The organism is Tenacibaculum singaporense (assembly GCF_003867015.1).
Taxonomy (GTDB): Bacteria; Bacteroidota; Bacteroidia; order Flavobacteriales; family Flavobacteriaceae; genus Polaribacter; species Polaribacter singaporensis.
In genome coordinates, this window is record NZ_CP032548.1 from 403,556 (window position 1) to 423,789 (window position 20,234).

Below are 20,234 nucleotides of genomic sequence, written 5' to 3' on the forward strand. Positions count from 1 at the left end.
TATAAATAATTAAGAAACCAAGAAACAAGGCAATTTATACTGTCTTGAATCTTGGTTTTTAATTTGCTTTATCTTATAAAAATAAGTTTTTACAGAGTTCCTCTTAATTCTTGTTCTCTTTCAATTGATTCGAACAATGCTTTAAAGTTTCCAGCTCCAAAACCACGAGCTCCCATACGCTGAATGATTTCAAAGAATAATGTAGGACGATCTTCTACTGGTTTTGTAAAGATTTGCAATAAGTATCCTTCTTCATCAGCATCTATCATAATTCCTAAAGATTTTAGCTTTTCAATATCTTCTCTTAACTCATGACTAAATTCTTCCAATCTGCCAGGAACTGCTTGGTAATATGCTTCTGGCGGAGTTGATAAAAACTCTACTCCTTGAGATTTTAATTGGCTTACTGTTTTTATAATATCGTCAGTAGCTACTGCAATATGTTGCACACCTGCTCCTTCATAAAAATCTAAATACTCTTCAATTTGAGAACGTTTTTTTCCTTCAGCTGGTTCATTAATTGGAAACTTAATTCTTCCATTTCCGTTAGACATTACTTTACTCATTAAAGCCGAGTATTCTGTATGAATTTGTTTATCATCAAATGATAAGAAGTTTTCAAACCCCATTACATCTTCATACCATTTTACCCAAACATCCATTTGATTCCAACCAACATTACCTACCATGTGGTCGATATATTTTAATCCTGCTGCTGGTGGATTATAATCTGACTCCCATTTTTGGAAACCTGGTAAAAATGTTCCGTTGTAGTTTTTACGCTCAACAAACATATGAACTGTTTCTCCATACGTGTAAATCCCTGCTCTTACAACCTCTCCATGTTCATCTGTTTCAACAGTTGGCTCCATATATGACTTCGCCCCTCTTGAAGTTGTTTCTTCGTATGCTTTTCTTGCATCTTCTACCCAAAGCGCTACCACTTTAACTCCATCACCATGTTTTACAATATGATCATTAATTGGAGATTTACTATTTAATGGTGTTGTTAAAACTAATTTAATTTTATCTTGCTTTAACACATAACTTACTTCTTCTGTAGAACCGGTTTCTAAACCTTTATATGCGTGTGATTGAAAACCAAAAGCTGTTTTATAAAAATGTGCTGCTTGTTTTGCGTTTCCTACATAAAACTCAACATAATCTGTTCCTAAAAGTGGTAAGAAGTCTTGCGCTCCTTCAAATATTTTTTCTAAACCGTAGTTTACTGATTTTATTTCTTTTGACATTTCTCTCTATTTTGAAAATTTGATAATTAGTTAATTTGAAAATTGAATTGACACATTTTCAAATTGTCACATTAATATACTGAATTACTCAAGCCAAGATTTATAATAATCTTCATCTGCTATTTTCATAGCTTCTTCAGTTACTTTTAATGGCTTAAAAGTATCAACCATTACCGCTAGTTCTTCAGTTACTTTTTCTCCAATACTTCTTTCAGTAGCTCCTGGATGTGGCCCGTGAGGAATACCTGCTGGATGTAAAGAAATATGACCTGCATCTATATCATTTCTACTCATAAAATCTCCATCTACATAGTATAATACTTCGTCAGAATCAATATTACTATGATTGTATGGTGCTGGAATAGCTTCTGGATGATAATCGTATAAACGAGGCACAAAACTACAGATTACAAATGCATCTGTTTCAAATGTTTGATGTACTGGAGGCGGCTGATGTATACGTCCTGTTATTGGTTCAAAATCATGAATTGAAAAAGCATAAGGATAATTATATCCATCATAACCAACAACATCAAAAGGATGTGTTGCATATACCATTTCAATAATTTCGTTTTGTTTTTTTACATTGATAACGAAGTCTCCTTTTTCGTTATGTGTTTCTAATTCTTCTGGCCTGCGAATATCACGCTCACAAAATGGCGAGTGTTCTAATAATTGGCCAAACCAGTTACGGTATCTTTTTGGAGTGTATACTGGACGATAAGATTCTACAATAAACAATCTATTATCTTCCGTATCGAAATCTAATTTGTATATGATTCCGCGAGGGATTACTAAATAATCACCATATTTGAAATCTAAATTACCTAACATCGTACGTAACTTCCCTGTTCCTTTATGGATAAAAATTACCTCATCTGCATCAGTATTCTTGTAAAAATATTCTTTGGTAGACTCTTTTGGAGCCGCTAAAATGATATTACAGTCAGAGTTGGTAAGTACTACTTTTCTACTTTTTAAATAGTCATTTTCTGGCTGCACTTGAAATCCTCTAAAACGATATGATTGAATATTATTTTCTTTCGCTACTTTAGGTGCTACCGAATATTGTTTACGAATTTCTTTGACCATTGTTGGTCTATATTCATGGTAACTGTTAGTAGACATTCCATCAAAACCAATCGTACCAAATAATTGTTCGTAATATAAACTTCCGTCTTCTTTACGAAACTGAATATGTCGCTTATGTGGAATTTTTCCTAATTTATGATAAAAAGGCATCTTTTCTTAATTTTATAATTCAACAATTTGTTAATCTCCCAATTAACTCCCTTTCTTTATTAGTCAGTTTATCCTACTAATTACTAGTGGTGACTAAATCTCAAAAATCAATCAAAAATAGCTACTCCGGATTCCGTTTTATCATGAACTTTAAATGCGCTAAAAGATCTTTCCAATGCATTTTAATAGGTTTTTTAGTTGCGTTTTACAAATATACCAAAATTAAAAGATGTTGATATCTCATTAAATTTCAAAATTTTAGATTTTTTTATTTAAAATTAATCTAAATAAATTTTGATACTTAAACCTCCTGGAATACATTTGTGTTGTTAAAATAATTTTTATTAAATCTAAATAAAGAAACAAAATGAAAAAAATTATACCTGTATCGTTGGTATTGTTTTTATTTATTACGACAACATTAGTTGCCCAAAACAATTCTATTAAAGGAATCATCATATCAGACAATAATGATTTCCTTACTTCAGTAAACATAACTTTAACTCCAACTGACAAAGGACTCGTCAGCAACGAAAAAGGAGAGTTTGAATTCAAAAACTTAAAAAAAGGTAAATATGTAGTTAACTTATCAATGGTTGGTTTTGAAAGAAAAACAATTACCGTAAAACTTAAGGGTAACGAATCTAAAAATCTTGGTAAAATTATTCTTAAAGAGGCTATTGATCAATTAGATGAAGTTACGATTAATGGAGTAAAAAACAGATATTCTAAAAACAATGTTTCAAATTCTTTACGCTTAAAAACTCCAATTAAACAATTACCGCAAAATGTTCAAGTAGTAGGTTCAGAAATATTACAAGATCAACTTGTTACAAACATGCTAGAAGGTGCTTTTAAAAATGTTAGTGGTGTTAGTAATATAGAGCATTGGGGACATTTTGCTCGTGTTAACATGCGCGGATTCAGATTACCTGCTTTTAGGAATGGAGTGAACATCCAAGATTCTTGGGGACCATTATCCGAAGATACTTTTATGGTAGATCGTATTGAATTTGTTAAAGGACCTTCTGGTTTTATGATGGCTGCTGGTGAACCTGGTGGTTTTTACAATGTAGTAACCAAAAAACCTACAGAAGAAAAAATTGGATATGTAAACTTAATGGCTGGTAGTTTTGACACTTATAGAGCGGCGGCTGACTTTGGTGGTGCTTTAACAAGCGACAAACGTTTATTAGCTCGTTTAAATCTTTTATATCAAAATACAGGAAGTCATAGAAAGTTTGAAGATACCGAACGTATTGGTATCGCTCCTTCTTTATCTTATAAAATAACAGATAAAACAAACTTCTTAACCGAATTTTCTTTCCAAAAACTTAACACTCTTATTGGTGCAGCTTATATATTTGGTCCTGTTGATAAAGGGTTTGGTAGCCTACCAAAAGATTTTACTATGGTTGATAGTAATTTCCCAGATACTGACATTAAAGAAGTTAGTTTACTAAACCAACTAACTCATAACTTTAACGAAAACTGGTCAGTGGAAGCAAAATATGTAACAATGCTTTACACACAAGAAGGGGCTTCTGCATGGTTAGGTAGTATACAAAATAATGGTGATGCTATTAGAAGTGTAAGCATTTGGGATGCTATTTCTGAAAGTGAATATTTCCAGTTATACACTAACGGAAAATTCAACACAGGTGCTGTTAGCCATAAAATTATGGGAGGCTTTGATTATACTGACAAAGAGTATTTTGCTGATTTTAGTCAAGCTGGTACGGTAGACTCTCCTGCTAATCCATTCAATATTTATAACCCAACTTATGGAGATAGAGTTTTTCCAGTATTTGATAGAAGTACTCCTTTAAAAGAACGCGCTAGTTTATATACTTACGGAACTAAAATTAATTCTTTGTATGCACAAGATGAAATAGGGTTTTTAGAGAATAAAATACGTTTAACATTAGCGGGTAGGTATACTGAATTACAGCCTAAAGGGGATATTACCACTAAAAAATTTACTCCTAGAATTGGTTTAAGTGCTGATATTACTCCGCAAATTACCGCTTATGGATTATACGACCAATCATTCTTAGCAAATGATGCTATTGATAATACAGGAAAGAGGTTTGACCCTATTGAAGGAACTATTTACGAAGCTGGTTTAAAAACCAATTGGTTAAACGGTAAAATAAACGCTTCATTAAGTGCATATATTATCAATAAAAATAACATGACTACAAGTGATCCTACCGATCCTACTCGTCAGTTTAGCATTTTACTTGGAGAAGTAGAGTCGAAAGGTTTTGAATTTGATATGCAAGCACACATTACAAGTGAATTAGACTTATTGTTAAATTACGCAAATACAAATGTTGAGATTGCAAAGTCTGACATTCCAAATACAGTAGGAACAAGAATTGCTGGACATGCAAAACATATCACTAATGGGTGGTTAAATTATAACTTTAATGAAAATTCAGCTCTGAAAGGTTTTGGTCTTTCTCTAGGATATCAATATTTAGTAGATAGATCTTCTTGGGCTTGGAACGCAGACAACAAAACAGAATTACCTGACTATTTTAGAATGGATGGTGGTATTCATTGGAAGAACAACAAATTACGTGTTGCTTTAAATATCAACAATATTTTAAACAAACATTTGTATTCTGGTGCAAACTACGGAACGTACTTATACTGGCAATCTGAACCAGGAATTAACGGTAGAGTATCTCTTACTTACAACTTATTCTAAATAAACTAAAACCACCTATTTTCTTAGGTGGTTTTATAAATTATTAAAAATGAAAAAATCAATTTTAACAATACTATTTTTAACAGTAATTAGTAATTCGTTTGCTCATTACTTATGGATTGAAACCAACCCTACAGGAAAACTAAACAACGAACACGAAATTAAAATTCGTTTTGGAGAATTTTCTGAAGGTGTTATTGAAAAGGTAGGAGGAGATAACTATAACAATGTAAAAGACTTTACTATTTGGTTAATCGCTCCTGATGGAAGTAAGACCTCTTTACAAACAATCGCTAAAAACGATTACTATAGCACTTCTTTTATTCCACAACAAAAAGGAACCTATACTATTGCTTTAGACAACAAAAAAATAAAAGTGTTTGACTATACAAAATACGATTATACAATCTTTAAACCGGAATATCACGCAAAAGCACGAGTGGTAGTTGGTAACTCAATTAGTGAATTAAGAAGTACAAACCCAAAAGGAATTGAAATTATAGATGTCACTCCAAAACATCATAAAAACACTGATGAAATCACTTTAAAAGTATTGTATAAAAATTCAGCCTTAAAAGATGGGGAAGTTACATTGTTTGCTGAAGGCAAATGGTTTGTAAAAGAAAAAACCAATAAAAAAGGATTGGTTACTTTCAAGTTACCTAAAAAAACTATGTATACAGTAGAAACTACTCATGAAGAAAAAACTCCTGGCACCTACAAAGGAGATGACTATAAAATTATTTGGCACTGTGCTACATATTTCATTGACAACAAACTATAAGTTTTAGTTATAAACTTTAACTGAACTATGAATAGCTATTTGAATTATTAAATGTTGCAAACACAAAGCTCTGAACTTTTATGTTTAGGGTTTTGTTATTTCAATAAACCACTATGAAAACAGTTACCTTTCTTATTATTTTCCTCGGATGTTATGCCTTATATAACTCCTCTGAAAAAGCTTATCGATCTGATAGTTTTACCTTGCAAAAATGGTTTCAGTCTAATAGTTTTTTCACCAAAACAACTGGATTAATCTTCTTACTTATAGGGTTATTCTTATCCATCTCTTTTTTTGGGCTTTCAGCAGGAATTATCACATGGCTTGTAGCTATTTCTCTGTTTCTAAGTCTTATTATTCTCATTATTCCTTTAAGAACGATAAACTATATTTTCTTAACAGTCTTATTTATGTTAACCTTTATAATAGAATACTTTTTATAATATGCCTGCTAACTCTAAATACTTAAACCAATCACCTTGGCAACAGTTTGCTAAAATTTCTGCAGGCTTAATAGGTGGATATATGATAAGTGCTTTACTACACATGTGTTTAGTCTTATGGTTACCCAATCCAAAGGAAATATTAATTACCTCTATTTACACCATTTTTATTGTTTGGGGTGCTCTGTTAATTGTTCCTTTTCTGTTTAAAAATGGATGGAATGCTTGGGTTATATACCTTGTAGCTTTAATAATACTATACATTGTTTATTACTTCGGAAACCAACAAAATCCATTTGTATAATGAGTAACAGAAATTACAATGTGTTTTTCAATACACATACCGTTAGTGGTATTGTTATAAGTGTAGCCTTATATGTGATTTTTTTTACAGGATCTTTTGCCCTTTTTAAAGATGAAATAGAAGCTTGGGAAGACGGTAAGCATTCGCAAAATATTGCTCGAGAAAATATTAACTATGACTTTTTATTAAAAAAACTTTCAGAAAATTATCATTTAACGAGTAGAGATATTCGTTTTTATTTGGGGCATAAAAGTGACAACATTTATGTGTTAACCTCAGCTGCAAAAGATACAGTAAACATTCCTGATGAAGCAAAATACCAAAACTATCAAGCTATAAATATTCATACTGGTGAAACAGCTAGTTATGTAGAGAAATATGGATTAGGAGAATTTTTATACCGCTTGCATTTCTTTACACAAATACCTATTATTGGAATTTACCTTGCTGGTTTTGTTTCCTTATTCTTTTTATTTGCCATTGTTACTGGTGTGATTGTACATTGGAAAAAAATCATTACAAACTTTTACCAATTTGATCCCAAAATTGCTTTAAAAAGAGTCTGGACAGACGCACATACCGCATTAGGTATTATTGGACTTCCTTTTCAATTTATGTATGCTGTTACTGCTGCTTATTTCTGTTTAAGTCTTTTTGTTTTGCTTCCTGCTAATTTTTTATATGGTGGAGATCAAAATAAACTAATGGAAGATTTACGTCCAGACCGTACATCTTATGAATGGACTGCTAAAACAGATAAAGAAATTCCAAGTGTAAACCAGTTTGTAAAAGAAAACGCTAACCGCTGGTCTCATTTTAATTCTAATTATGTTTTAATAAAAAACTATGGCGGTAACAACATGAAATATTGCTTAATTGGTGAGCTAGATTATAAAGAACGTTTTTTAAGTTCGGGAATGGTGATTTACGATTTTGAAACTGATAAAACTTCTGTTGTAAGAAATCCTAATGAAAGTAAGTATACAGATGACATCCAGCTTTCTGTAAGCCGCCTACATTATGGTAATTTCGGGGGTATTGCTGTAAAAGTTATTTACTTTATCCTAGCACTTATTACTTGTTTTGTAATTATTACTGGTGTGCTCATATGGATAGAAACTCGTAATAAGAAAAGTATGAGTTTAAAACAGCGTTTATACACAGCTAAAGTAGGACATATTTATCTTGCTATTTGTTTGTCATTATTTCCTGTTATTGCCTTATTTTTCTTGGTGGTAAAATTGTTACCCGAAGCTTATCAAACTCAAAAAATGAGCATTTTATATACTTGGTTTTTTGTTATTTGGTTACTAGCTACCATTTTCTTCAGATTTAAACGAAATAATTACCTCACAAATAAAACTACTTTAATAGCAGGAGCTGTACTTGGTTTTTTAGTTCCAATTGCTAGTGGTATTGTTTCTAATAACTGGATTTGGAACACGTATAAAGCTAAACAATTTGACATTCTTACAGTTGATTTGTTATGGATAGGTATCTCAATTACTGCGTTATTTATCTACCTTAAAATTAAACCAGAAGCAAAAGCTAAAAGTGCCTTTACAAAGCATCCTATAGATTATAAAAATCGCAAACATTTATTAGCTGAAGAAGCACAAAAGACAACTAAAGATTTAACTAACCAGAAAAAGCAACTATTAAACAATAAAAATCACATACCTATGAGAACAAAAATTATAATCCTTTGGATATTTTTAGCAATTGGCTGGATAGTTCACCATATATATGGACTATTCAATATATACTACAATGAAACTTTAGTAATGGAAGGCGCAACAGGTGAAGCTCCTTTTATACATCACATATATCGCATCTTATTTGAAGGAATGTGTTTGCTTTTTGGTTTACTAACTATTGAAGTTTCTAAGAAATGGTTTAAAATAACTTCGTTAGTTTGGGCTAGTATTGCTGGTTTATATAACGTATATCATTTGTTTGAAGCCATTATCCATGAAGCGAGTAACCTCTCTGAAATATTCATGCTCCTTTTAGTAGCTATATCAAGTATCTTTTTAATCATTAATATTTATAAATGGATTAAAAATATTTAATAAGCTTAATTCAAATTTCCTTTGTCCCCCAATTTTATGGAAATTGCCATAGTCAATGATGAAACATTGTATTTAAAAAACATACTACAGTTACAAAATAAAAACATAAACTGTGGTATAACAACCTGTGTCTATACTGTTAATCCTTCATATGGTAGCGGAATCATAACTAGCTACTATTTTGATGGCTTACTAATTACTATAATTAATGCTAGATTTAAACACGATTTTCTTTTTACTTCAAATCATAACTTAAGCTCTTTGGATCTTTCTGTTTTAATAGAAGGGGAAAAAATTATTCGTTCTCTTGATTCCAAAAATGACCTTATTCTTGAAAAGAATGAAAGTTGCCTTCTATACAGTAACAATGAAGAGAACAAAGCCTTTTTTTATAGAGATAAACCTATAAACGAAATTAAAATTAGCATGTATGATTCTTTTATACAAAAACATCAAATGCAGGATCTTTTGTCCAATAACAAGGTATTTGGTTTAAAAAAAACAGAAAACTTTACTCAACAATTAACTCCTAATATGGAGAAAGTTGTTAATGAAATACTTCTTAATTCACAAAAAGGGTTGCTTAAACGTCTTTTTTTAGAATCAAAAACGTTAGAATTACTACATCTACAATTAGCCGTTCGTACAGAAAAAGCAAGCAGCTCTAATGAAAATATTCTTAAGAAAATATATAAGGTAGAAGCTATACTTCAAACAAATCTACACGAACAAATATCCATACAGCAACTTGCTCGTAAGGTGCTTTTGAATCAAAATGTTTTAAAAAATGAGTTTAAAAAATTGTTCGATGAAACAATTTTCAATTATTCTAAAAAATTAAGAATGGAGAAGGCTAAAAGCTTATTAGCTCATACTCAAAAACCTATTTATGAAGTAGCTGATATGGTAGGATATAAAAACCCTACCCATTTTACAGCTGCTTTTAAAAAGTTTGAAAAAGTAACTCCTAAAGAGTTTAGAAAGAATTATTCTTCTCTTCTTAAAAACTAGAATATAATTTTATACTCTTTTATTTATCAAGTTTATTTAACCAAGCTTCTTCTCTATACTCTCTTGCCTTTTTTCCTCCATCAATGTGGTTCCAACCTGGAGGCATAAAAACATATTTTACTTTGTCTATTAACCTTGGTGCATTTTTAACGTCTAACCATAATTCTTTCCATAATAGAAACTGCACATCCCATAGGCTTTCGCTATTCAATTTGTCATGCATAATTCCATATTCAATCTTTTCATTATCTAACTCTTTTTGAAAAGTTTTAAATAAGCGATCCCAAATACTAAAGGTTTCACCATAATTTCTATCTAAATAAATATGATTTTTAGCGTGATGCACCCTATGAACTGAAGGTGTAATTAATATCTTATCTAACTGTTTTTGTTTCCCAATAACTTTTTCATTTATATGTGTTAGTGTGGCATATAATCGTGCTATGGGTTCAATTACAAAAATCATCAATGGATGAAATCCTACTATTGGAAGCCATATAAAATTAAACGGAGTAAAAAACACATCAAATATTGATCCTCGTGCAACTACAGTTAAGTTCATTTCTTCTGCAGTATGATGTACTCCATGAATACACCATAAAACTCGAACTTTATGTCCTAATAAATGAATAAAAAACACTGTAAAATCGTACAACAAGTAAGCCGCAACCCAGACATACCATTGAAATCCCAAGGTGAAAAGTCTGTTTTCATACAACCAAAACATGCTAGCCACAACAAACACTTTTGACAATAAAAAATATGGTATACTTTGCACTAAATAAGATACAATACTAACGACTCCTTCTTTGTTTTTTTCTACATAACTTGTTACTATAAGAATTCCCCATTCAACTAGCATTAAAACAAGCACTATTACACTCATGTGTTCTAATTGACCTACAAGTGTTTTTATAGATGATAAATCCATTTCTTAATTATTGTTATAAAAATTATTCATTAAAAAAGTACAGACTTGTGCTACTGCTGCTTTTGAAGCTTCTGTTTCTCTAAGGGCATTTAATACTATAAAATCGTGTATTGTTCCTCCATATCTTGTTGAAATAACTGGTACTTTAGCTTCTCTTAATTTTTTAGCGTACGCCTCACCTTCATCTCTTAACACATCATATTCTGCTGTTATTAAAAGTGTTTTAGGTAAATTTTGAAGTTCCTCTAAACTAGCTTTTAAAGGGGCTACAGTTGCTAATGATTGCGTACTATTATCAGGAGCATATACTTCCCAAAACCATTGCATAGTAGCTCTAGTTAAATAATGTCCTTTAGAAAATTGTTCGTATGATTTGGTATTTAAATTAGCATCGGTTACAGGATACAACAACACTTGCCCAAGAATTTTAGGGGCTCCTTTTCCTTTAGCCTTCATTGCTACGACTGTTGCCATATTTCCTCCTACGCTGTCACCACCAACTATAATTCTGTTTGAATCTAATCCATATCTTTTTCCATATTTCGATATAAATAAAGCTGCTGTATATCCTTCTTCATTTGTCACAGGGTATTTTACTTCTGGTGCTCTAGAATACTCTACAAAAACAACACCTACATTGGCTTTTAAAACAATATCTCTCATCAAACGTTTATGTGTTTCAAAACTATTAAACACCCAACCTCCTCCATGAAAGTATATTAATGTAGGAAGCAACTTTTGTTCTTTTTTAGGCTTAATTATTACTGCGTTTACTTTTTGATTCTCTTCTTTAAAGGTAACTTTTGTAAAAGTTACTTCATCATACGTTAAGGTTGAATCTTTTTGCATGTTTTCCATTGCTAGCCTTCCCACATCCAAAGGCAAATCTTGTAATGGTGGGCCTTGATAAGAATGAATTGCTTCTAAAAATTCTTGAACGATAGGGTCTAATCCATAACTCCCTGCTAATGTTGCTTGTGCTACGGATTTAAACTGTAACAAAACAACGATAATAACTAATAACTTCTTCATACTTATGCCATTTGTTGTGTTACCCTTGTTTTTTTACTTCTCTTAGCAACCTTGTATTTGTTAAACAGATATAATAAGCTGAAAGTTCCTAAGTTTACAGCCAACATAATGGCTAAAACCATTGGTTCGTTATAAGCTGAAAATTCTGTAAACACTAACAACCAATAAATTAACACCCACTGTATCATATAAAAAGGGGTAACATTCTTACTACAGTAAAAAAACAATCTGCTTACATAATTGTTCTTAGGAAGATTTTGTTCTATTATATAATACACCCAGAAAAGAACTAAGATACACCCCATTAATCCCATACTTCCTCCTGGACCTAAATGATAATAATCTCCAAAATGGTATTCATAATTATAATCACACAACAACTTTCCTGTTACAAGAAAAACGATGCCTATATACAACATTGGTCTGAACAAAGATTTATCGGCATTTTCAGGTGCTTCCTGGTATCTTAATCCTAAATACAGTCCCATTAGAACAAATGAAATCCACGGAAATAAAGGAAAGTACACATCAAAGTTATTACCCCAAATAAGGTTTAAAACATAATCTACCCCAGGGATTCCTAACTGAATACCACTTACAATTTTTGAAAGCCACATAACGACCAGTGCTATATGTATGAGTATGTTTTTATTCTTAATTAAGAACTTGAACGATATCCCTATTAAAAACAATGATATACCTATCAGTTGAAACATATCTCCTTTTAAGAAGTAGTTTAACATGCCATACGGATTACTTACTTGAAGCCCACTTGCTTCTACAAAACTTTCTGGAAAACCTCCAAAAAATAAAAGTGGTACTATAAATCTTAAGAAGTTTAAAATGTACCCTAAAGTAATAATGAATAAAGCTTTTTTAAGGATTCCTTTTTTATTTGAGTTTCTTGAGAATGCAAATGATATTCCCATTACAATAAGGAAAACCGGTGATCCTCTTTCTAATATCTGAGCTATATTTCCAGTTATCGAGTTTTCCCAAGTATCCATATTGGAAAAAATCATCATCACATGTACTGGAATCATAATAAGAACACTAAACCCTCTTACAAAGTCTACTGCTCTTACTCTTTGTGTTTTTTGCATTTGTAATGTGTTTATTTTATGTGTTTTGAATTGTTATCTTAGTTTCTATTTCCTCTCCTTTTTTAAATTTCGCTAACGGATTTTCTAAGGTTCCTTCCAGTTTTAAGCTTTCAATTGGATCGACTAAACTCAACATTTGTTTTGTATTACTTAATTGTAACCTGTTTAAGCAACAGCGGTCAAACTCATCAACAAACAAATCGTATCGTTCGTATTTCTCTAAAAACTCTGGATGCTCTTCCTGATACTCATACACACATTCTGCCACCAGCTGCCAAAAGTTTTCTTCTGAAAAATTCGCATAACTATCTAATTGTTGTGCCATAAATCGGAAGAAACAATCGAAAACATCAGTGAAGATTGAGAGCACTTTCATTTTATCAGAAGTTTTAGTGAACAGTCTTTTAGCATGTTCTGGCAAACACATTTCTTCATTAAAAACAATCACTTCTTCAGTAATGTCTTTCATTAGCACATATACTGGTGTGTTTTCTTCTAGCACTAGAATAAGATTTTCTCCATGTGGCATAAACACAAAATCGTACTTATAAAAACAGTGTAATAATGGAGCTAAATAGGCTTTTAAATAACGCTGAACCCAAGTACTTGTATCATATGGTGACATCTCTATTAAAGATGCCAACAAAGATTTTTCTTGATAATCTACATGTAACAAAGCTGCCATGGTAAGCACACGTTGGTTGGAGCTAATTTTTGTAAACGGACTCTCTCTCCACAGCGCTGATAGCATTTTGTTATGCGGATTTGTTTTTCCTAATACCTCGTAATAATGATTGTGGTATCCTACTGTTGCCACTTCTCCTAACATGGTAAAACCATTATTTTTTAGGTACGTATCATCTGTCAACAAATTAGTAATCCATCGAGTTATGTGAGGTGTGCTTTGCATGTAATAAGGAGATAATCCACGCATAAATCCCATATTTAAAATCGACAAGGCTGTTTTCGTATATAACTTTTCTGGATACGAAACATTAAAAAGTGTTCTGATGGATTGTTGCGCTGAAAATTCATCATCGCTTTCTCCTACCAAAATGATATTCTTTTGTGCTATGTCTGCCCCAAAAACGGCTACTATTTTATTTTTCCATTGCCAAGGATGCACAGGCATAAAAATGTAATCGTCTAAGGCCACATTTTGCTTCTTTACAACTTCTTTAAATGACGTTAGTTTTTCTTTTCCTAACTCGCTTTCTAAAAGTTTTTCATATTCATAACCTTCAACAGCTGTGTAGATCGTATATTTTTTATGAGCTGCAATCCATATAAGTTTAAATGGATGATTGCTTTCTGGTGCATATACATGGTAATCATCAATGTTAAATCCTATTCTACCATTATTTGCCACAAAACAAGGATGACCTTCAGTCATCGCATGTTCTATTTCTTGAAAGCTTTTTTCAGCCAATTCTTTTGCTGAAAATTTCTCGTTTGTATACTTATATGCTGCTCCTGAAAGCGTACTTGTTGTTTCCTCTAAATAGGTTGCTAGAAACTCATTAGGAATCCCCAAAGTATTTTGAAACTCTGTTATAAAATTTAGTGCATCTAGGCAAACTTCTTCCGAAGCATTGTCTTTTTTGCTAATACTTTTAGCATCTATCAACCAATGATCTAGTAAATACTTTTTTGCTTTAAAGCGATAGATAAACTTATTATTATCCGACGTTATTTGGTATATACCTCCATCCTCATCTTCTAAAATAAATTCAGGAGTTAAAATAAGTTCGTGAGAGAACTCGCTAATGGCTTTTTTTATTAATTGACGATTTACAAACCTCCATACTTCGGGTTGTAAATGTGCTATATTATTTATCATGTTGTTCTAGTTTGGTTAAAGCTGATTGATACATTGTTTTAGTACAAAATGCCAATGCAGCTTTTTTATGAGGTAACTCAATTTCTTTTTGATATACAAAGCCTGCTTTTCTATTTAGCGTATGAATCTTTTCATTATTCACATCTGGTTCAACAACAATTCTTTCTATTTGTGGTACACTGAAAAAATAATCGATGATAGTTGAAAACACATGCCATGTAAACTGGGGTATTCTTTTTTCCACTGGAGCTACCAAAACATGCATTCCATAATCCTTTTCTTGTACATCATAATAGTTTGCAATGATGTCTTCTGATGCTTTGTATTGTTCCATCAAAAACACAGGAGCATCATTTAACATCCCGATATAACTATAATGATGTGGGCTCTTTTCAATTTCTTGATATTCGGCACGTACTTCTTCTAACGATTTTTCCAACATTCCCCAATATTTTGCATACGGTTTTGTTACCCAGCTGTGCAACATTAGTGTATCTGTTTCCAATTGAAACGGACGAATACTTATTATTCCTAGCCCTGTTATTTTTTTACTGAAGACTGTTTGATATGTTTGAACCATAATTATACTTCCTGAGTTTTAAATACCGCTATCGGATTTTCTAGTTTTCCTGCAAATTGTAGTAAGGCAACAGGGTCGTCTAAATCAATCATTTGTTTATGATTATTTAATTGCAATCTATTTAAACACGAAAGCTTAAAATCTTCAGCAAACAAATCATATTGTTCAAACTTGCTCGATAATTCTGGGAACTGTTCTTGATATTCTTGAATATTCTCTGCTACCAACTTCCAAAAATGATCCTCGTTATAATCAGCATGTTCTTCTAAAATTGGAGCTAAAAAACGGAAGAAACCATCAAACATATCTGTGAATATTGATAATAGTTTTACATCTTCTGGTACTGGCGCATACATTCTTTTTAACTCTTCTGGTAGCTCTACTTCCGGATTTAAAATACATGCTTCTTCAGTAATATCTTTTAGTAAAGCATACACAGGAACATTGTTTTCTAATACCAAAATAATGTTTTCTCCATGTGGCATAAACACCAAATCGTACTTATAAAAACAGTGCAACATCGGACTTAAATACGCTTTTAAATAACTACGTAGCCAGCTGTCTATTGAAATTCCAGAGTCTTTAATTATTTCTGGCAACAATGCTTTTCCATGATGGTCAATATGTAATAATGCAGCCATCGTTAGCGGTTTTTGATTTTGTTTAACTACTGAATATGGACTTTCTCTCCATAATGAAGCTAGCATTTTATTGTAATCGTTGTGTGGACCAAATTCTTCAAAATATGGATTCACATAGCTAACCGAACCTATTTCACTTAACATTCTAAATCCGTTTGCTTTTATGTAAGCATCGTTGTACAGTAAGTTTTCTAACCAAACTGCCATTTTTGGAGCGGTTCCTAAATAATACAATGGTAAACCTCTCATAAAGCCCATATTTAGAATAGACAATGCCGATTTTGTATAAAATTTCTGTGGATTGGTTATATTAAATAAGGTTCTTATGGATTGCTGCGCTAAGTATTGGTCTGGTCCATATCCTAAACAGATTAAATCTCCTTTAGCCACTTCAGAGGCAAAAATCGTAGCTAGCTTGTTAAACCATTGCCATGGATGAACAGGAATAAATAAGTACTCTTTTGAACTAAAGCCTTTTTCTTCAATTATTTTATTGAATTGTGCTATGGTATCTGCATCTAACTCTTGTTGTATTAAAGTTTCATAAGGCAATGCTTCTATTGCTGAAAAAATTGCTTTTGATCTATGTCCTGCCAACCATAATAACGAAAAAGAGTTTCCTGCTTCTGGCGCATAGGAACGGTAATCGCTACTATCAAAACCTATTCTACCATTATTTGCTACAAACCCTGGATGTCCTTCGGTCATAGATTGCTCTATCGTTTGAAAATCAGCTGTTGCTAATGCTGCTGATGTTGGGTTTCCTTTGGTCATTTTAAATGCACTTCCGTACAACGTACTTATAATTTCTTCTAAATACACAGGCATTTTTTCATCAGCAATTCCTAATGCTTTCCTAAACTCTTTTATAAACGTGATTGCATCGATTTCTTCTTCAACATCTTTTGCATATTTTTTTATAGAGCTTTCATCAATCATAAAATGATTTAAAGCCATTGGTTTTGCTTCAAATTCGTATTGGATTTCAATATCATCTGCATAAACTTTATACTGATTGTACCCATCGCTTAATTCTTGAATTATTGCTGGTTGAATTAATAGTTCATGAGAAAACTCGCACAATGCTTTTTTTACTAATAATAAGTTGGCTTTTTGCCAAACTTCTGGTTGTATATGTTGCGTTGATTGTTGTGGAGAAACCACATTATCTAAAGTATTCATGGCACTTCTTTTTGATGGTGAAAAGGATTGGATTTTTTGTTGGTAATTGGTTTTCGTTAAAAATGCTAATTGCGCTGTTTTGTTAGGGAGTTCTATTACGTTTCCTAATTGAAAACCTATACGTTGACACAGTGCAAACATTTTTTTGTTTCGGATATCTGGTTCTACTACTATTCTATTGATGATAGGGTTCGTAAAGACAAAATCCATGATTGCTCGAAACATAAACCACGTAAAGTTTGGTGTTTTAGTGATTTTTGGTGGTGCTACTATGATATGTACACCACAATCGGATGTTTTAGCTTTATAAAAACCATTAATAATATCTAATTGCGGGTTGTAACGTTCTACTACAAATGCAGGTTCATCATTAAACATTCCTACAAAAACATCGTAATGTTCTGGAGCTATAAGTTGAGTATATTCTTCTTCAACTTCTTTTACTGTTGCATTTTGCATACCCCAAAAAACAGCATATTCTTGAGTTACCCATTTTTGTAAGAAAACACTATCTTTTTGTACTTGAAAAGGACGAATGGTAATTCTTCCAAAGTCTTTGTACTCTTTTGAAAAAGCGATGGTATCTGTTGTCATAATTTAGGCTTTAGCTAATTTTTTGTGTACTTTCCTTACCGATTTAAATACGATAAAGTACAAGACTAGTGTTAGTGAAAACCCTCCTAATGCAAGGACAAACGGTATTCGTAAACCGAAACTATCGACTATAATTCCTACGTTTAGCGAAGCTAATAGCACACCTAAGTTTTGAAAGAAATGTATTTTACTGTAATCTACTGAGTACGAATCTGGTGAGCTTAATTCAAATAATAGGATGTCAAATTTCACGACTCCTTGAAAAATTGCCCAACCATAAATAATTCGCCCTAAAACAACTACTGATTCATTAGGTATTCCTTGTAGCATAAGTCCAATTAACCCAATACACAAGGCATTGATAATTCCTTCGTGTCCTTTTGATTTTCGTTTGTTGTTAATCCACAAGGCTATTAATGCTACAAAACCAGGAATGGCATAGATAGTACCTGAAACCAATTTGCTTTTATACACTGAAAAACTTTCCCAATACGTTGAAAAGAAAGGTCTTATTAAAAAATCACTGAAGTATAGTATCAATGTAATTAGACCTAGCTTTAAAATAAATCCTTTCGGAATAAGCTTTTTATCGGTAACCGCTGGTTCTTGTGAAATAATTAAATCGGTAGCGTGTTTTTTACTTTTTAATAAATAACCGCTCATAGCCATTTGAATAAAATCTCCTGCTGCCATGATTAAAAAAATACTACTCGGGTTTATATAATCTACAGTTACACCTCCCAATACAGCTCCTAAAATTCCTCCTAAATGCACCACTACAGAAAGTAACCCAATTGTACTTGGGTGTTCTTCTTTGGTAATAATCTTTAAAATGTAAGGGTACACTAACAAGTAACTTCCTTTAAATAATACCATAACAAGAGATACTATCCAGAAATTAATGTATGATGTAGTATAATAGCAATACAGAGCTAATACACCTGCAATTGCTTGAGTGTAAACTAATATATTTAGTTCTGATACTTTTTTAGAAACATACGCCCAAAATGGAAACGCAATCATTACCATAAAACAGATAGCTGCAAAGTAGTAACCTACATTTTTAGGGTTTGTCATTCCAAAGCGAAGCTCGAAAAACTGCGGATAAAATGGATGCAGTAAATAATCACTTACTACTGCAACCAGTGTCATTAGTATTAAAAATGTTTTTAACTTCATACCTCTATGCAAAGACATTGAGTTCTATTTCTTCTTCCTGTGTTACTTCAAATTGCTGAAATGCAATTTTCTGCTCAATAGGGTAATGTTCTACTCCTGTTATTTCTTTAATGATGTATGAGTTTTTATAGGCTGCCATCCCTAAATCGGGTGTTACAAAACCATGGGTATGTAACTCAACATTCTGAACAAAGATTTCGTTGTGATTTTTATCTATGCTGTAATTGCGCTGTACATCAAATCGATCTTGATAATCCCATAAAATCCTGTTTGAAATTCCCTCTATAAAATCAGGTAATTGATATTCATAACCTGTAGCAAGAACCAATGCGTCTGTTTCGTGTTCAAAATATTTGTCTTGTTCTACTTGATGAAGTTCCAACTTAATACCTTCATCTGATACTTTGGTAGTTTTCAACTCAGAGTTGGTACGTAATGAAACTTTTAGAGGTTCTTTTGATATGACTCTTTTTGCATATAATGTATCGTGAATAGCCCCTATTAAATCTTGATTTATCCCTTTGTATAAATGCTTTTGATTTTTAATGAGTGTATCTCTTTTGGATGCTGGTAAATTGAAAAAGTAGTCTACATACTCCGGTGAAGTCATTTCTAGCGTTAGTTTGGCATATTCTAAAGGGAAAAAACGTGGTGAACGGGTTATCCAATTTAATTCATAGTCTTTAGTATCTATTTCTTGTAATAAATCAGAAAATATTTCAGCAGCACTTTGTCCGCTTCCCAATACTGTTATCCTTTTTTTATTTTGTAATTGTTCTTTGTTAGGCAAGTATTGTGATGAATGAACAGCAGTATCTTTTAATTTTTTACAACATGAAGGAACGTAAGGTTGTGTTCCTGTTCCTAAAACCAGTTTTTTTGCTTTATAGATTTTAATTTCTTGTGTTTTTGTGCAAACACTCGTAACTACATAAATACCGTCTTTTTGATCGTAGTCTACATTCGTAACTTCTGTATTAAAATATATGTTAGAAAGCTTACTAATTACCCACTGACAATAGTGGTTGTACTCATTTCTAAGTAGCAAGAAGTTCTCTCGTATGTAAAAAGAATAAATTCTTCCTTGTTCTTTTATATAGTTAAGAAAACTGAAAGGACTTGTAGGGTCGGCAAGTGTTACCAAGTCTGCCATAAAAGGTACTTGTAGGGTAGTGTCTTCTAATAACATTCCTGGGTGCCAATCAAACTTCTCTTTTTTATCAAGAAAGACTCCATGTAAGTTTTCAATTGGTTCTGATAAACATGCCAATCCTAAATTAAAAGGACCTACACCAATGGCTATAAAATCTAATATACTGTTCTTCATCTT

Annotated in this window: 16 protein-coding genes; 6 read left to right on the forward strand and 10 right to left on the reverse strand. The window is 32.0% G+C overall.

Annotated features, from left to right (window positions below; translation table 11 throughout):
• Positions 1–89 precede the first annotated feature (89 nt).
• The gene (gene hppD, locus D6T69_RS01800) at positions 90–1,250 is read right to left on the reverse strand and encodes a 4-hydroxyphenylpyruvate dioxygenase (protein ID WP_125066176.1); all 1,161 of its coding nucleotides are present in this window, start codon (positions 1,248–1,250) and stop codon (positions 90–92) included.
• Between the two features lie 84 nt (positions 1,251–1,334).
• Positions 1,335–2,492, reverse strand: a complete 1,158-nt coding sequence (locus tag D6T69_RS01805) for a homogentisate 1,2-dioxygenase (RefSeq protein WP_125066177.1) — start codon at positions 2,490–2,492, stop codon at positions 1,335–1,337.
• A 367-nt stretch (positions 2,493–2,859) separates the two neighbouring features.
• Between D6T69_RS01805 and D6T69_RS01810 the strand changes: the two genes are divergently transcribed.
• The 6 genes from D6T69_RS01810 (at position 2,860) to D6T69_RS01835 (ending at position 9,822) form a co-directional block, all read left to right on the forward strand.
• Positions 2,860–5,208, forward strand: a complete 2,349-nt coding sequence (locus tag D6T69_RS01810) for a TonB-dependent receptor domain-containing protein (RefSeq protein ID WP_125066178.1) — start codon at positions 2,860–2,862, stop codon at positions 5,206–5,208.
• A 49-nt stretch (positions 5,209–5,257) separates the two neighbouring features.
• Positions 5,258–5,992, forward strand: a complete 735-nt coding sequence (locus D6T69_RS01815) for a DUF4198 domain-containing protein (protein WP_125066179.1) — start codon at positions 5,258–5,260, stop codon at positions 5,990–5,992.
• A gap of 113 nt (positions 5,993–6,105) precedes the next feature.
• A complete protein-coding gene (locus D6T69_RS01820) occupies positions 6,106–6,435 on the forward strand; it encodes a hypothetical protein (protein ID WP_125066180.1) in 330 nt (109 codons plus the stop codon).
• Between the two features lies 1 nt (position 6,436).
• Complete coding sequence (locus tag D6T69_RS01825; RefSeq protein WP_125066181.1) at positions 6,437–6,739, forward strand: hypothetical protein; 303 nt, start codon at positions 6,437–6,439, stop codon at positions 6,737–6,739.
• The gene (locus D6T69_RS01830) at positions 6,739–8,811 is read left to right on the forward strand and encodes a PepSY-associated TM helix domain-containing protein (RefSeq protein ID WP_125066182.1); all 2,073 of its coding nucleotides are present in this window, start codon (positions 6,739–6,741) and stop codon (positions 8,809–8,811) included. Before D6T69_RS01825 ends, D6T69_RS01830 begins: the two co-directional genes overlap by 1 nt.
• A gap of 36 nt (positions 8,812–8,847) precedes the next feature.
• Positions 8,848–9,822 (forward strand): helix-turn-helix domain-containing protein, encoded by a 975-nt coding sequence (locus D6T69_RS01835; RefSeq protein WP_125066183.1) that lies wholly within the window; start codon positions 8,848–8,850, stop codon positions 9,820–9,822.
• A gap of 19 nt (positions 9,823–9,841) precedes the next feature.
• Here D6T69_RS01835 and D6T69_RS01840 read toward each other — a convergent pair whose 3' ends face one another.
• Genes D6T69_RS01840 through D6T69_RS01875 form a run of 8 tightly spaced genes read right to left on the reverse strand, consistent with a single transcriptional unit; the run spans position 9,842 to position 20,231 of the window.
• Positions 9,842–10,753: a sterol desaturase family protein gene (locus D6T69_RS01840; protein ID WP_206197829.1), complete on the reverse strand. Its 912-nt coding sequence runs from the start codon at positions 10,751–10,753 to the stop codon at positions 9,842–9,844.
• A 3-nt stretch (positions 10,754–10,756) separates the two neighbouring features.
• A complete protein-coding gene (locus D6T69_RS01845) occupies positions 10,757–11,785 on the reverse strand; it encodes an alpha/beta hydrolase (protein WP_125066184.1) in 1,029 nt (342 codons plus the stop codon).
• 2 nt (positions 11,786–11,787) lie between these two features.
• Complete coding sequence (locus tag D6T69_RS01850) at positions 11,788–12,888, reverse strand: heparan-alpha-glucosaminide N-acetyltransferase domain-containing protein (protein WP_125066185.1); 1,101 nt, start codon at positions 12,886–12,888, stop codon at positions 11,788–11,790.
• Positions 12,889–12,904: 16 nt separating this feature from the next.
• The gene (locus D6T69_RS01855) at positions 12,905–14,728 is read right to left on the reverse strand and encodes an IucA/IucC family protein (protein WP_125066186.1); all 1,824 of its coding nucleotides are present in this window, start codon (positions 14,726–14,728) and stop codon (positions 12,905–12,907) included.
• Entirely contained in the window at positions 14,718–15,308 is a 591-nt protein-coding gene (locus D6T69_RS01860) for a GNAT family N-acetyltransferase (protein WP_125066187.1), read from the reverse strand. Before D6T69_RS01860 ends, D6T69_RS01855 begins: the two co-directional genes overlap by 11 nt.
• A gap of 2 nt (positions 15,309–15,310) precedes the next feature.
• Entirely contained in the window at positions 15,311–17,725 is a 2,415-nt protein-coding gene (locus tag D6T69_RS01865) for a GNAT family N-acetyltransferase (protein ID WP_125066188.1), read from the reverse strand.
• Between the two features lie 3 nt (positions 17,726–17,728).
• Positions 17,729–18,922 (reverse strand): MFS transporter, encoded by a 1,194-nt coding sequence (locus D6T69_RS01870; RefSeq protein WP_240628344.1) that lies wholly within the window; start codon positions 18,920–18,922, stop codon positions 17,729–17,731.
• Positions 18,909–20,231 (reverse strand): lysine N(6)-hydroxylase/L-ornithine N(5)-oxygenase family protein, encoded by a 1,323-nt coding sequence (locus D6T69_RS01875; protein WP_125066189.1) that lies wholly within the window; start codon positions 20,229–20,231, stop codon positions 18,909–18,911. Before D6T69_RS01875 ends, D6T69_RS01870 begins: the two co-directional genes overlap by 14 nt.
• Positions 20,232–20,234 lie beyond the last annotated feature (3 nt).